This window comes from Roseibium salinum, from assembly GCF_026240905.1.
Lineage (GTDB): Bacteria > Pseudomonadota > Alphaproteobacteria > Rhizobiales > Stappiaceae > Roseibium > Roseibium salinum.
The window spans coordinates 2,973,859-2,985,953 of the sequence record NZ_JAPEVI010000003.1; the positions used below are offsets into that span (position 1 = coordinate 2,973,859).

Sequence of the window (12,095 nt, forward strand, 5' to 3'; positions counted from 1 at the left end):
GCTTCGTTGTGCCATGAATGATTTTTCGCAGGCGATTGTCTACCGGCGAGACTTCACAAGTCGGCGAGGATATGGGCTAGTCCCACGAGCCTTCCGTCGGGATGTTCAGCACCCGGCCGCAATGCTTGCAATGGACCGCATCCGGATCATGGCGGCTCAGGCCGCAATCCGGACATGTGTAGTTCACCTTGGTCGGCCGGAAGATCGTCTGTATCAGACGCAGGAACAGCCCGACGCCGAAGACCATGATGACAACGGTGAGCAGGCGGCCGAGGCTGTCGGTCATGGTGATGTCACCGAAACCGGTGGTGGTCAGCGTGGTGACCGTGAAGTAGAGGGAATCCAGGTAGTTGTTGATGTTCGGATTGCGATCGTTTTCCAGCACGAAGACGAGGGCGGTAATCACGAAGATGAAGACCATCAGGTTGATGAGGGAGTGAAGGACATCCTCATTCTTCCGGAACCATCCGGATGTCTCGCGCAGTTCCTTCAGGAGATGATAGGAGCGCAACAGCCGTAGCATCCTCACGACGCGCAGGAAGGCCAGGTTGTCGACGAAGGCCGGTGCGACCAGGGAGCCGATCACGATCAGATCGGTGGCGGACGTGAAGCTGAAGATGTACCTGACGGGGCGGATAGCGGCGATCAGCCGGGCTGCGTAATCAAGCACCAGAACCGCCGCGATCGAATATTCCAGCCAGTAGTAAGGCTCCTTCGGGTGGAACACGGAGGAGACGATGAAATAGGCGATGGTCAGAAGGTCGAACGCCAGCAATCCGTACCGGAACCTGCGCGCGTTCATGGAATCGCCGAAATAGAGATTGCGCAAAAAGCGCTGCAGAACCGGTAGTTTCGCCGCCATCAACACTGCCTCTTCACTCCATCTGCGTCTTGCGGACATTCAACCGACATGAGCAGTACCGGAAAGTCAATCCGCGCAGCGAACGGGTTCCCGGCTCCATTCGTGCGAATGACGCATGAGTTTGATGCAAACAAGCGGTTTATTCCGGGGCGGCGCCGCGTTATGAGCATCCGGCGTTCACATGAATGCGGCACGATTCAACAACTCACGGCCGATCAACAATGGCCGGGGCCGAAAACAACAGGGACGTTACATGTTTGATTTGTCGAAACAGGTCGCCTTGGTCACCGGCGCGAGCCGCGGTATTGGCGAAGCGGCCGCCAAGAGCCTTTCCAGGTACGGCGCCAAGGTGGTCCTGACCGCCCGGTCCGGCGGCGATATCGAGCGGATTGCCGGTGAGATCAGGGCGGCAGGCGGCGAGGCCCTGGCCGTTCCCTGTGACGTCTCCAGCTACGACGACGTCACCCGGGCCGTTCAGACCGCCATCGACACGTTCGGCGACCTCGATATCCTGGTGAACAATGCCGGTGTCATCGAACCGATCAGCCGCATCGAGGTGTCCGATCCCGACGCCTGGAGCAGGGTGATCGATATCAACACCAAGGGCGTCTACTACGGCATCCGGGCGGCCGCCCCGCATATGCTGGAAAAGGGATCCGGCACGATCGTCAATATCAGCTCCGGCGCCGCGTCCGGCGCGCTGGAAGGATGGAGCCACTACTGCGCGTCCAAGGCGGCGGCGCTCTCGCTGACCCGCTGCGCGGACAAGGAATTCGGCGACAAGGGCCTGCGCGTCGTGGGCCTCAGCCCGGGAACGGTCGCAACGCAGATGCAGGTCGACATCAAGTCCTCCGGCATCAACCCGGTGAGCCAGCTGGACCCGTCCGTCCACATCCCGCCGGAATGGGTCGGCGAAGCCATCTGCTGGCTGTGCACCGATGCGGGCGATGCCTATCGCGGCGTCGATTGTTCCCTGAGGGACGAAGACGTGCGCAAGGCGGTCGGCCTCGTTTGACGGATAACCGGTGCGTTCCTGCCCCGGGAATCAAAAGAGGGCCGCAACTTGCGGCCCTCCCATGAGATCGACGTGATCCAAGGCCCGGATCAGATCCCGGCGAAACCGTTCAGCGCAAGAGGCTGCTCCAGCACCGTTCCATTTCGCCCAGACACCTGGACCACGTACCGATACTCACTAGACATGAGCACACCTCCTTTCTGTTGTTGACGACACAAATAATGTGAGGGCGGCAAGGCGATTTAACAACCCCCAAAATCCGCGCTGCCTGCCCGGGTAGTGCTTGGGCGGTGCTCATGCCTGCATGCTGTTACTCAGAGGACACGGCTTTTTCCGCTATCGACCGGAAAACGAGGTCCAGCTCCTCGGCAAGTTCGACAAGGGCGACGCCACCTTCTTCCATGTAGGGTTCGAAGACGAAGCTCGGGGTCTTCCAGGAAAGCGTCGCGGTGCCGTCGGTATTTTCCGTCACATAGAAGCGGATCGGCGCCTCGATGCCGGCGGCGACCGAAGCCTCCAGCATGCGCACCGCATAGTCGTTCCGGTAGACGCCGATGATGCGGTTTCCGGGAATTGTCAGTCCCCTGCTGCGGGCGCCCGCGGACGCACTCGCCTGGGACACCAGCAGCATGCCTTCCTCCTTGACCGCAGCCTGCAGCTCTTCGACCAGCCTGTCGTAGGCAAGAGACGTGTGCATGACCTGCCAGCCTTCCCGTTCGGACAGGCTGCCGGCGGCAAGCGAGGCGGAGGAAAAGAGTGTCAGCACATAGAAGACGGAGACGATCAGGCGCATCGGTCAAACTCCCGTGTTTGGTTTCAAGGTCGGCGGCAGTCCAGGGTACGGACTGAGCGGCCGAAATCAGCTCACGATCCGGTGTTCCGCCCGTCCATCCCAAGCGTGAGGCGCAGGCGCGTTCCGGCAAGGCTTCCCAGAAAGCCGAAGACGAGCCACAGCCAGCCGTGCAGGGATCCCGACACCAGTCCGCCGAGATAGGCGCCGATGTTGCAGCCGTAGGCAAGGCGCGCGCCATAGCCCATCAGCAGGCCGCCGGCCACGGCGGTGAGAATGTCCCGCAAGCCCAGGTGCCAGATGGGAACGAACCGGCCCGCCAGGGCGGCCGCGCCCATCGCGCCGAGCATGATGCCGAAATCCATCACCGACGTCGTGTCCCGGAACACGGAGCCTTCCAGGGCTCCGCGCTGCCAGGTCCAGTAGGGCCAGGTATCGACGGGGACACCGAGGACGTGAAAGACCTTGGCGCCCCACAGGGCAAAGGCCGACGTGATGCCCCACGGCCTGCCGACGACAACGAAGGTGGCAATCCCCACCACCGCCAGCATCACCGCGCCCGCCATTGGCGACCAGGGGCCGGTCATGAACGACACCGTGCGGGCGGGCGGGGCAACATTGCCATGCGCCCGCCTTTCGATGCGGATCGTTGCCAGGGCCAGGGCGCCAAGCACCAGCGCGGTTAGCAGGAAGGCGCCATGCGGGCCGAATTCCCCGATCAGCGACACCGGCGGCAGCTTCGGCAGGCGGTTCCACAGGTGCAGATGCGCGGTTGCCGCCACGGACCCGAGAATGAAGGCCGCCAGGGTGATCATCATCCGGGTGGAACCGCCCCCGGCGGTATAGAGCGTGCCGGAGCCGCAGCCGCCGCCGAGCTGCATGCCGACCCCGAACAGGAACGCGCCAAGGGCCGCGGCAATGCCGAAAGGAAACACGTAGCCTATTGCCGGCCAGCCGAGGACATGTCCCCAGGCGATCAGCGGAAACGACACGGCACTGGTCAGCAGAATGAGAACGAACTGAGCGCGCAGCCCGGCACCGCGCCTTTGCGTGACGATGTACCGCCAGGCCGACGTGAAGCCGAAAGCGGCATGATAGAGCGACAATCCCGCCAGGCCGCCGATCAGCACCGCAGCGGCCTGCCGCGGTCCGGCCGCGCCATAGGCCGCCAGCGCAACCAGCACCAGCGCGCTGCCTGCAAGGGCCGCGATTCCCCCTTGTGACCTGGGGACGGTCAAAGCCATGAAACGAGCTCCCGTGCCTGCGGTCCGCCGCGATGACGGCGGACGGTGTCATGCTTGCATCGACAGCCGCTATTTCACAACAAGACCGGCTTTGTCCCGTCTACACATCGCCAACACCTTTTTGTGTTTTGCAGTTCATGGCGCGCCTGTCGATTTTTAGCGGAGGCTGCGCCCTGCCCGGCGCGCCGCCGCCATAGTCCGTGGCCCCCGTTTCGGAGGAGCCGGCACGAGAAACGATAAAGGCCCGTCATGCGTCTCACCGATCAATTTGGCTATGAGCTCACCCTTTCCGACAAGGATGCCCTTGCTGCCTGGAACGCGAGCGTGCAGGCCTTTCTCGCGCACGGGAAATCGACGCCGGCGCATCTGGAAACCTGCCTGAGCCTGGCGCCGGATTTCGCGCTCGCCCACGCGGCGCGCGGATTGTTCTGCCTGCTGCTCGGCCGCGCGGAAATGTGCGCCGCCGCCCGTGAAGCGCTGGGGCTTGCCCGCGCTTCGGCCCGGCACACGCCACTGACGGAGCGGGAAACCGCGGTCGTCAACGCCTTGGCGGCCTGGCTGGACGGATTTCCCACCCGCTCCGCCGACATTCTGGACGCGGCGCTGGTGAAGGTTCCCGAGGACGCCCTCATGATGAAGCTGGTGCATGCCATCCGCTTCGTCCTGGGCGATTCCATCGGCATGCGGCAGTCGATCGAGCGCGTGTTCTCCGCTTATGGCGAAAGCCATCCCGCCTATGGCTATCTGCTCGGCTGCCGGGCGTTTTCCCTGGAAGAGACCGGAGACTACCGGCTGGCGGAGGCAACGGGCCGCAGGGGCCTGGAATTTGCCGGCGACGATGCCTGGGGTCTTCATGCGGTGGCCCATGTCCACGACATGACCGGCCGGTCCGAAGAAGGCACGCGCTGGCTGGAGAACCATCCGGGCGGCTGGGCCCACTGCAACAATTTCGGCTATCACGTCTGGTGGCATCTGGCGCTCATGCATCTCGACCAGGGCCGGGCGGACAAGGCGCTTGCGCTCTATGACGCGGATATCCGCAAGGACAAGACGGACGACTACCGGGACATTTCCAATGCCGCCTCGCTGCTGGTCCGCCTGGAACTGGAGGGGGTCGATGTCGGCCCCCGCTGGGACGAACTGGCCCTTCTTTCCGACAAGCGCGCCGAGGACGGCTGCAACGTCTTTGCGGACCTGCACTATCTGCTGGCGCTCCTGAACGGCGGCCGCCGCATGGGGGCCGACAGGCTGCTGGACGGCCTGAAGACGCGCGCCCGGAGCGAGACCGATAACGGGCGCATTGCCACGGAGGCCGGGCTGCCGACCGGCCTTGGCCTGGAACAGTACCGGAAGGGAAACTACGCTTCCGCCTTTTCGCTGCTGACATCGGGCAGGGACAATCTTCACCTGGTCGGCGGCTCGCACGCCCAGCGCGATGTCTTCGAGCGGATCACCATCGATGCGGCCCTGCGTGCAGGTTTCTCGACAGAAGCGGAGAAACTGATTAAAAGCCGCGCGCACAAGCGTGGTGCGCTTGACCGGTTTGCCGAACAGCGTCTCGAAATCTGCGATAAAATGCTTCGGGCGCAACGGGTGATGGAAAACAATAAACTGAGGGCTGCGGGCCGCGTGTGAGACCCCTGCCCGGACAGGACCAGAGTTTAAAGTGAACGCTCTTTCTCAAGCGAAACGTCCCCGCGATCCGCGGCTCGACTTCTTCCGCGGCCTCGGCATGTTCATCATTTACGTTGCCCATGTGCCCTGGAACTGGTGGACCCTCTGGATCCCTGCCCGGTTCGGGTTTTCCGACGCCACCGAAATCTTCGTCTTCTGCTCCGGCATGGCCTCGGCGATCGCCTTCGGCAAGATCTTCGACGTTCACGGCTGGGCCATGGGCGCGGCGCGGATCCTGCACCGGATGTGGCAGGTCTACTGGGCCCATATCGGCCAGTTTCTGGTGATTGCCGTCGGCCTGGCCATCGTGCAGGAAAGCGGCTTCCTGAACCGGTGCTGCAATCTCACCGAGGACTATGTCGGATCGCTGAACCTGCTGCACCTTTACGACAATACCGCAGTCGCCCTGCCGGGCATCCTGACATTGACATGGGTGCCCAACTATTTCGACATCCTGCCGATGTATGTGGTGATCCTGTCGCTGATCCCGCTGATGATGCTGGTTGCCCGGTACTCGGTCATGTCGGCGCTCGCCCTGTCCGTCGGCCTTTGGTTTGCTGCCCAGTTCGATCTGCTCAGCCTGCCGGCCGAGCCCTGGTCGGACCGGGAATGGTTCTTCAATCCCTTTGCCTGGCAAATGCTGTTCTTCACCGGCTTTGCCTTCATGCGCGGCTGGATCCCCGCGCCCCCGGTCAACAGGAAGCTGGTGGCGCTGTGCGCCTTCATCGTGCTGGTCACGGTGCCCTTCGCCTATTTCCGCGTCCACACGAATGTCGAGTGGGTCCAGGCCATCCGTGACGCGATCCGGCCGCTCTGGATCAAGACGGAATTCGGCCTCTTCCGCCACATCCACTTCCTCGCGCTCGCCTATCTTGCCTGGATCGCGGCGGGCGAACACGGCAAGCACCTTCTGGGGCACGGCGCCCTGTGGGGCCGGTTCGTGCGGGTGGTGCAGAAGGTCGGCCAGCAGTCGCTTCCCGTCTTCATGGCCAGCCTCGTGATCGCCCAGGCGGCCGGCCTGCTGCGCGACATGGTGTGGGGGCGCGGCGAATGGATCCCGCAAATCCTGTCCAACCTCGGCGGTTTCCTGGCACTGATCGCGGTCGCCTACATAGCCGGCTGGTACAAGAGCCAGCCCTGGCGCAAACCGCCCAGGACGTCTTCGGGGGGATCGCCCGATCATCCCGGCTCCGCTTCGCGCGGGGGCACGGAGACACACGCAAGGACGTCTTCGCAGGCGCGGGAACCGGTTCGGGCGGGTTAGAGGGTTTTCGGAGAAGGTCGCCGGGGGATGGCGGCGACAGGGGTAGCTTTACGGGCTGAGCGCGCGGGCGATTGGCTAATGACGTGTTTGGGCCGGGAGGGCCTGCGCAGCTACCGAAGCCGACATTTACATTGATCGGGTTCGACGTGGATTTCGGCCCTAACCGGTCATTCACTCGCTGATACGCTGCTGCGGCGCAGTACGCCGAAGCCGTCATTCATTGCATCTGCGAAGACGGTTGGCCGCCAGATGCCGGCAATGCAGACCTTGCCGCCGTTTATTAGACGCCCGCGATTTGAAACATGCGCAACTCTTCCAAGTTACAACTTGACCGTTTAGGGTGTCGAAATTCGTTGCCCTCAAATGGAGCTCAAGACGTGCTTAGAATACTCTTCGTCATACTATGGTTACTCTCGTTGGCTACGACTGCACTCGCACAAATTCAGCCGAGCGACCAGACAACGCAATTGGTCGCACGTGTTTCCGAGGCTTTTTTTGATCAACTTGTAAAAGAGGATTTTGAGACGGAACGGGCCTTTATGTCGGATAGAATGGCAAACATTTCATCGGTGACTTCCTGGCGACAGGCCCGCCAAGAAATAATTGACATCGCTGGAAAAACACAACGATATTCCGCACATGGCCTGACGTATTACCAAGAAGAACACCTACTGGCTGCGGTCGATTTCTCAGGGCGGGCTGAGGTACCGGACAACTTGATTTGTGGCTACATGTTGTGGGAACTGCCAGCATCCAATGTCGCCGGACTCGTTCGGTTTGAGCAGAACGTCGTCTCAGTGGATACCTTACGGACGATGCCAGTTCAGAAGGCCGCGCAGACCATGGTCAATTGGCGGTGCCCCACCAAAATGATTGAAGACGTGCTGGGCGTAACAACAAACTAGGCTCCTCTGTAGTTTTCGGCCTATCGCAACACCAATACAAATGTCAACTTCGGGCTCGGAGTAGCCATGCGGCGGCGCGGCAGACCTCCCGTATCCGATCGACTTCGCTGACGTCGCTTCTCGGCCCCAACTGGTCATTCGACCGAAGGTCAAATTGCTGCGATGCGCAGTGAAAAGCGGACGATTGGTGGCAGGTGCAATTTGGTCCGACCAAGACGCAAACCCGGGCGTTCGCGGCTTTCAAAGTCGAGAGGGGTAGCCGTGAGGGTGAACCAGCTCTTGGGATCTGGGACTATGCTAACAGATAACGTCAGACGAGCCATCCGAAAAGGCTGTTAAACGGACAGCCCGCCTGTCGCCAAACGTCGTGGGTGTGTGGTCCCACCCCGCGACGCCCTCTTCATGTGCAACACCACGGGTCAACGTTTTGCGCGTCAACGTACGTGTATTGTTTCACACAAGAGTCGGTATTTGGAACTGGGCCTAGTTTAAAAAGCCGAATGTGTCCTTCTCGTCGTTCTCCGACACCTCCCCTATGTATTCTCCCTGCCTTACAGCGTTTGTGACGATGTCCTCGCAGGTTTTTCCCGGGCAGTCGCTTTCGAACCTTATATCAAGATCTGATGCAATCCCCGATCTGAATGCGAATGTGTCGTATTCTTCTTCTCCGGTAGTTCCACCGACATAGGATGGCTGCAGGAGTTCGCTGTTGTCTTCCGCGGCGCCTATTGTGACTCCACCAAGTATTAGCACGCCGGTGATTAATAATAAGGGTTTCATGGAGTTAACTCCAATTGGCTTCTGATTCTTTCGAATGATGTAAATAAAGATAGGATTATCCATCACTGAATAGTCCGATATCTCTATGAGAGGAATGTAAATCTATTTACGACTTACATTTTTTGACTGGATAACGTTACGTTAAATTGGCAATAATTGATAGTAATTTTTAATTTTATTTTGGGTGCCGAAAGGACCTGATAGGAACCGAGGTGCAATTGCCTGCGCAATCACAGCCGAATGCTGGCCGCCCTATTAGCCGGAAATGGCATAAAGTTCCGGTTGACTCGTAGGATCAGTACGTCGGCCTCCGGAAAATCAACCGTTCAATTCGTGCCCGCAGCGGAAGACCGCTCTCCGCCCGTTCCAGCTCTTCAATCTGATTGCATCGTATGGCTGCTTTGCCGATTAGACAGAAACCAGCGAACGAAGGCGGCCATGCGCGACTGAAGGCAGAGCGACGACGATCGGGACCTTGCGGCCCTGATATAGGTCCATCCGCCGATTTGTGGTATCCGGTTCGTCTGACAGGCGAAGGAGTACAAAGCGTGAGCGTGCCGACCGTGACCGAAGCAATCGACAACATTTATGCATCGCTCCAATCGGACAATACCGACATCGATGAACATATCGCGACCCTCAAGCAGGCAATGGCCCGGGAGGGTGCCAAAGAAGCGGTTTTCGATCCGGCCAGGCTGGCCCAGAACAACCGGTCCGGACGCAAGATGATGCAGGCCTATTTTCGGCAGCGCGGCGTGCGCGTGAAGTTCTCGACGTAAGGTATGGCCCCACCCACTGTGTTTGAGCGTCTTGCCGCGGATCCACGTTGTGGGTTCTGCGGTCGGGCTCATCTCGGAGCCCGAACGGACCGATGCTGCGTCGTGACCTAAAGGCGGCCGCGGCATCAAATGCGAGGGCGGAACAAAAGCGCGCCGCCCCGTTCGGCCGGTCAAGCGGCTTGCGCGTCCGGGCGGCTGAAGTTCACTTCGCGGGTGACCTGCCAGCGCCCGTCCTCGAAAACGAAGTCGATGCTCAGGTCGATCATCATGTTCGGACCGCCAACCGGGATCTTCCGCGAAATCAGAACATGCCCACGGTCGCCGGAAACGGTGACACTGTGGATCTTGGCCCACATGTGATCGTCCGGATTTTTGCCCTGGAAGGTTTGCTCCAGCATGGCCATGAAGTCCTTCTTTTTCAAAGTCATCAACCGTCCGTCGATGCTCAGGTCCATCACCACGATGTCGTCGTGGTAGATGCTGTCCAGCTTCTCCATGTCGGCGCTGACGCCGGCTTTCATCAATTCGCCGATCCTGTCGCGCAGCGCGGCTTCTGTTCTTTCGCTCATGTTATCTCCTCTGGGTTCTGGCATAGGTGCCGTTGATCGGGGCGTCTTTCATCGGCCCGCGCCGGAAGCCGATGCCCTTGGCAATCCACTCCAGGCTGGGCCGTGAAAACGGGACGTTCGAGATGTCGACGATTTGCAGCGCGCCGGTTTCATCGATGACAAACAGGCCCGGTTCCGCGAAGGGGGCGTCAACGTCCATGCCGTTGCGCGGGTCGGAAATGTAGAGGCCCAGTTCCTGCATCTGCGGGATCGTCAGGCCGCAGGCCACGTCGAACCTCGGCGATACCTCTTCCATCTGGGCGGCGGCGCGGGCTTCGCTGTCGGCGGATACGGCGATCACATCGACGCCGAGAGCGTTCAGATCCGCCAGGGCCGCATTGAGCTCGCGCAGGTATGTCGTGCAGAGCGGACAGTGCTTGCCGCGATAGACAACCACGAGCATCCAGTCGAGCCCGTCACGGGGCCGGGATATGTCGCGCCGGCCTCCGCCAAGCACAGGAAGACTGATCGCCGGAAACACCGATCCGGCGGCGAGTTTTTTGCTAGTCATCTGGTGCGATTCCTTATATAATAATCGTTACATAAAGAGAAAAACCCAAGAGCGTCAAGAGATATATATTGAGCGTTACAAAAAAATTAGGCCGGCCCCGGAATTTCGATTACGACGAGGCTCTGTTGCAGGCGATGTCGGTCTTCTGGGTGAAGGGGTATGACGGCGCATCCATGCGCGACCTGACCAGCGCCATGGGGATCACTGGCCCAAGTCTCTATGCCGCCTTCGGCGACAAGCACGACCTCTATCTGAAAACGATCGACCATTATTGCGAGGCGGATGCCTGCGCGCCGCTGGTCGCCCTGGAAAGCGAAGAAGACATCGAAAAGGCGCTTCACGCCTTCCTGTCGGAGGTTATTCGCTCCGCGACAGAGCACGAAAGCGGCGCAAAGGGCTGCTTCATCGCATCAAGCGTCGTGGCGTCCGTTGGCCAGGTCGAAGGGGTCGCGGAACGCGTGGAAGCTGTCATCGCCGAGGCGGAGAAGAGACTGGCCGCTCGTTTCGACCGCGAAATCGAAAAGGGCACCTTGCCGCCGACGTTCCCCTCGCGGGAACGGGCCGCCCTGCTCTTCGATCTCCGGCAGGGCTACATGTTTCGCGGCCGTGCGGGCTGGTCCAGCGATCGCATGCGGGAGCAGATCCCCGAGCGGGTCGCCATGCTGCTGGCGCACTGATCCGGTTCGAAGGAAGGTCGGCACCGACGCCGTCTCGCCGCGCGGTAGCGCCCTGCTGACGTTAAAAACAGATGTGGCCCGCGGAGCAGAGCTCGGCGGGCCACGATCTATCAGGGCCTGGAGGCCGGCATGCGTTACTGATCAGTGCAGCGATGCCATTTCCAGGTCTGCCTCGAAGGCATTGGCAATTGCAGCTTCACGGCTGTCTGCCAGCAGGATCGGCGTACCGTCCGCGTTCAGCAGCGCGTAAAGCGTCATGTTGTCATGCAAGGGCGGCACATCCGGGAACATTTCCTTCAGGTCGCGCGCCTTGATCTGTTTGATGTAGGCAATATCGCCCGTGCCGAGCTCGCTCAGCTCGTCAACGGACATGAATTCGGACAAACGTGTGCGGTCCGTCCATTCCGGGGTCTTGGTATCGTGCATCAGTCTTTCTCCACATGCTAGCCAACGAGGGTCTATTCGCCGCTGGAGATTTCTATTTTTCTTATGACACGTTCCGGTTCAGGACGTGCCAGGTCGATGGACAGCAATCCATCCTTGAGGTCGGCTCCGAGGATTTCGATCCCCTCGGCCAAGACAAAGGCCCGCTGGAACTGCCGGGCCGCAATGCCCCGATGCAGATACTGCCGGGATTTGTCATCCACCTGCCGACCGCGGATCACCAACTGGCTCTCCTCCACGGAGACATCGAGCTGATCCCTGGTAAACCCGGCGACAGCCAATGTGATCCGGATAATATCGCCCTGGCCTTCCGTTCTCGGCAGCCTTTCTATGTTATAGGGCGGATACCCGTCATTGGCAGCCTTGGAAACGCGATCAAGCACACGTTCGATATCGTCGAACCCGAGCATAAACGGGCTGGAAAACGCTGACATGCGTGACATCCTCAAAGTCCTTGTTGAAGCGACCTTGCGCCCGGACCCTTTCTCCTTAGGCATCCGGACTGGGACCTACGGCCCCTTTCATGATTAAATATGGCGCTT

General features: G+C 60.5%; 14 protein-coding genes. 6 read left to right on the forward strand and 8 right to left on the reverse strand.

Features of this window, described 5'->3' with window-relative positions:
• Nucleotides 1-76: 76 nt before the first annotated feature.
• Entirely contained in the window at nucleotides 77-862 is a 786-nt protein-coding gene (locus tag ON753_RS18350; protein WP_265964205.1) for an ion channel, read from the reverse strand.
• A gap of 253 nt (nucleotides 863-1,115) precedes the next feature.
• Between ON753_RS18350 and ON753_RS18355 the strand changes: the two genes are divergently transcribed.
• Nucleotides 1,116-1,877, forward strand: coding sequence for an SDR family oxidoreductase (locus ON753_RS18355; RefSeq protein ID WP_265964207.1), 762 nt, complete (start codon nucleotides 1,116-1,118; stop codon nucleotides 1,875-1,877).
• A gap of 310 nt (nucleotides 1,878-2,187) precedes the next feature.
• On the opposite strand, the gene ON753_RS18360 is transcribed toward ON753_RS18355, so the two are convergent.
• Nucleotides 2,188-2,670, reverse strand: a complete 483-nt coding sequence (locus tag ON753_RS18360; RefSeq protein ID WP_265964208.1) for a DUF302 domain-containing protein — start codon at nucleotides 2,668-2,670, stop codon at nucleotides 2,188-2,190.
• Between the two features lie 71 nt (nucleotides 2,671-2,741).
• The gene (locus ON753_RS18365; protein WP_265964210.1) at nucleotides 2,742-3,911 is read right to left on the reverse strand and encodes a YeeE/YedE family protein; all 1,170 of its coding nucleotides are present in this window, start codon (nucleotides 3,909-3,911) and stop codon (nucleotides 2,742-2,744) included.
• Nucleotides 3,912-4,160: 249 nt separating this feature from the next.
• On the opposite strand from ON753_RS18365, the gene ON753_RS18370 reads away from it, so the two are divergent.
• The 3 genes from ON753_RS18370 (at nucleotide 4,161) to ON753_RS18380 (ending at nucleotide 7,754) form a co-directional block, all read left to right on the forward strand.
• The gene (locus tag ON753_RS18370) at nucleotides 4,161-5,546 is read left to right on the forward strand and encodes a tetratricopeptide repeat protein (protein WP_265964212.1); all 1,386 of its coding nucleotides are present in this window, start codon (nucleotides 4,161-4,163) and stop codon (nucleotides 5,544-5,546) included.
• Nucleotides 5,547-5,643: 97 nt separating this feature from the next.
• The gene (locus ON753_RS18375; RefSeq protein ID WP_377047176.1) at nucleotides 5,644-6,849 is read left to right on the forward strand and encodes an OpgC family protein; all 1,206 of its coding nucleotides are present in this window, start codon (nucleotides 5,644-5,646) and stop codon (nucleotides 6,847-6,849) included.
• Between the two features lie 416 nt (nucleotides 6,850-7,265).
• Complete coding sequence (locus ON753_RS18380; RefSeq protein WP_265964216.1) at nucleotides 7,266-7,754, forward strand: hypothetical protein; 489 nt, start codon at nucleotides 7,266-7,268, stop codon at nucleotides 7,752-7,754.
• Nucleotides 7,755-8,237: 483 nt separating this feature from the next.
• Here the strand turns inward: ON753_RS18380 and ON753_RS18385 are convergent, their stop codons facing one another.
• Nucleotides 8,238-8,597, reverse strand: coding sequence for a hypothetical protein (locus tag ON753_RS18385; RefSeq protein WP_265964218.1), 360 nt, complete (start codon nucleotides 8,595-8,597; stop codon nucleotides 8,238-8,240).
• A 485-nt stretch (nucleotides 8,598-9,082) separates the two neighbouring features.
• On the opposite strand from ON753_RS18385, the gene ON753_RS18390 reads away from it, so the two are divergent.
• On the forward strand, nucleotides 9,083-9,313 hold the full coding sequence (locus ON753_RS18390) for a hypothetical protein (protein ID WP_265964220.1): 231 nt from the start codon (nucleotides 9,083-9,085) through the stop codon (nucleotides 9,311-9,313).
• A gap of 170 nt (nucleotides 9,314-9,483) precedes the next feature.
• Here the strand turns inward: ON753_RS18390 and ON753_RS18395 are convergent, their stop codons facing one another.
• The gene (locus ON753_RS18395; protein WP_265964221.1) at nucleotides 9,484-9,882 is read right to left on the reverse strand and encodes a nuclear transport factor 2 family protein; all 399 of its coding nucleotides are present in this window, start codon (nucleotides 9,880-9,882) and stop codon (nucleotides 9,484-9,486) included.
• Between the two features lies 1 nt (nucleotide 9,883).
• Nucleotides 9,884-10,432, reverse strand: a complete 549-nt coding sequence (locus ON753_RS18400) for a peroxiredoxin-like family protein (RefSeq protein WP_265964222.1) — start codon at nucleotides 10,430-10,432, stop codon at nucleotides 9,884-9,886.
• Nucleotides 10,433-10,566: 134 nt separating this feature from the next.
• Between ON753_RS18400 and ON753_RS18405 the strand changes: the two genes are divergently transcribed.
• Nucleotides 10,567-11,109: a TetR/AcrR family transcriptional regulator gene (locus ON753_RS18405; protein ID WP_377047175.1), complete on the forward strand. Its 543-nt coding sequence runs from the start codon at nucleotides 10,567-10,569 to the stop codon at nucleotides 11,107-11,109.
• Between the two features lie 141 nt (nucleotides 11,110-11,250).
• Here the strand turns inward: ON753_RS18405 and ON753_RS18410 are convergent, their stop codons facing one another.
• Together ON753_RS18410 and ON753_RS18415 are read right to left on the reverse strand one after the other, a co-directional pair.
• Nucleotides 11,251-11,535: a BQ00720 family protein gene (locus ON753_RS18410; protein ID WP_265964225.1), complete on the reverse strand. Its 285-nt coding sequence runs from the start codon at nucleotides 11,533-11,535 to the stop codon at nucleotides 11,251-11,253.
• 32 nt (nucleotides 11,536-11,567) lie between these two features.
• Nucleotides 11,568-11,996 carry an Hsp20 family protein gene (locus tag ON753_RS18415; RefSeq protein ID WP_265964227.1) on the reverse strand — a complete coding sequence of 143 codons (429 nt, stop codon included), beginning with the start codon at nucleotides 11,994-11,996 and terminating at the stop codon, nucleotides 11,568-11,570.
• Between the last annotated feature and the right edge of the window lie 99 nt (nucleotides 11,997-12,095).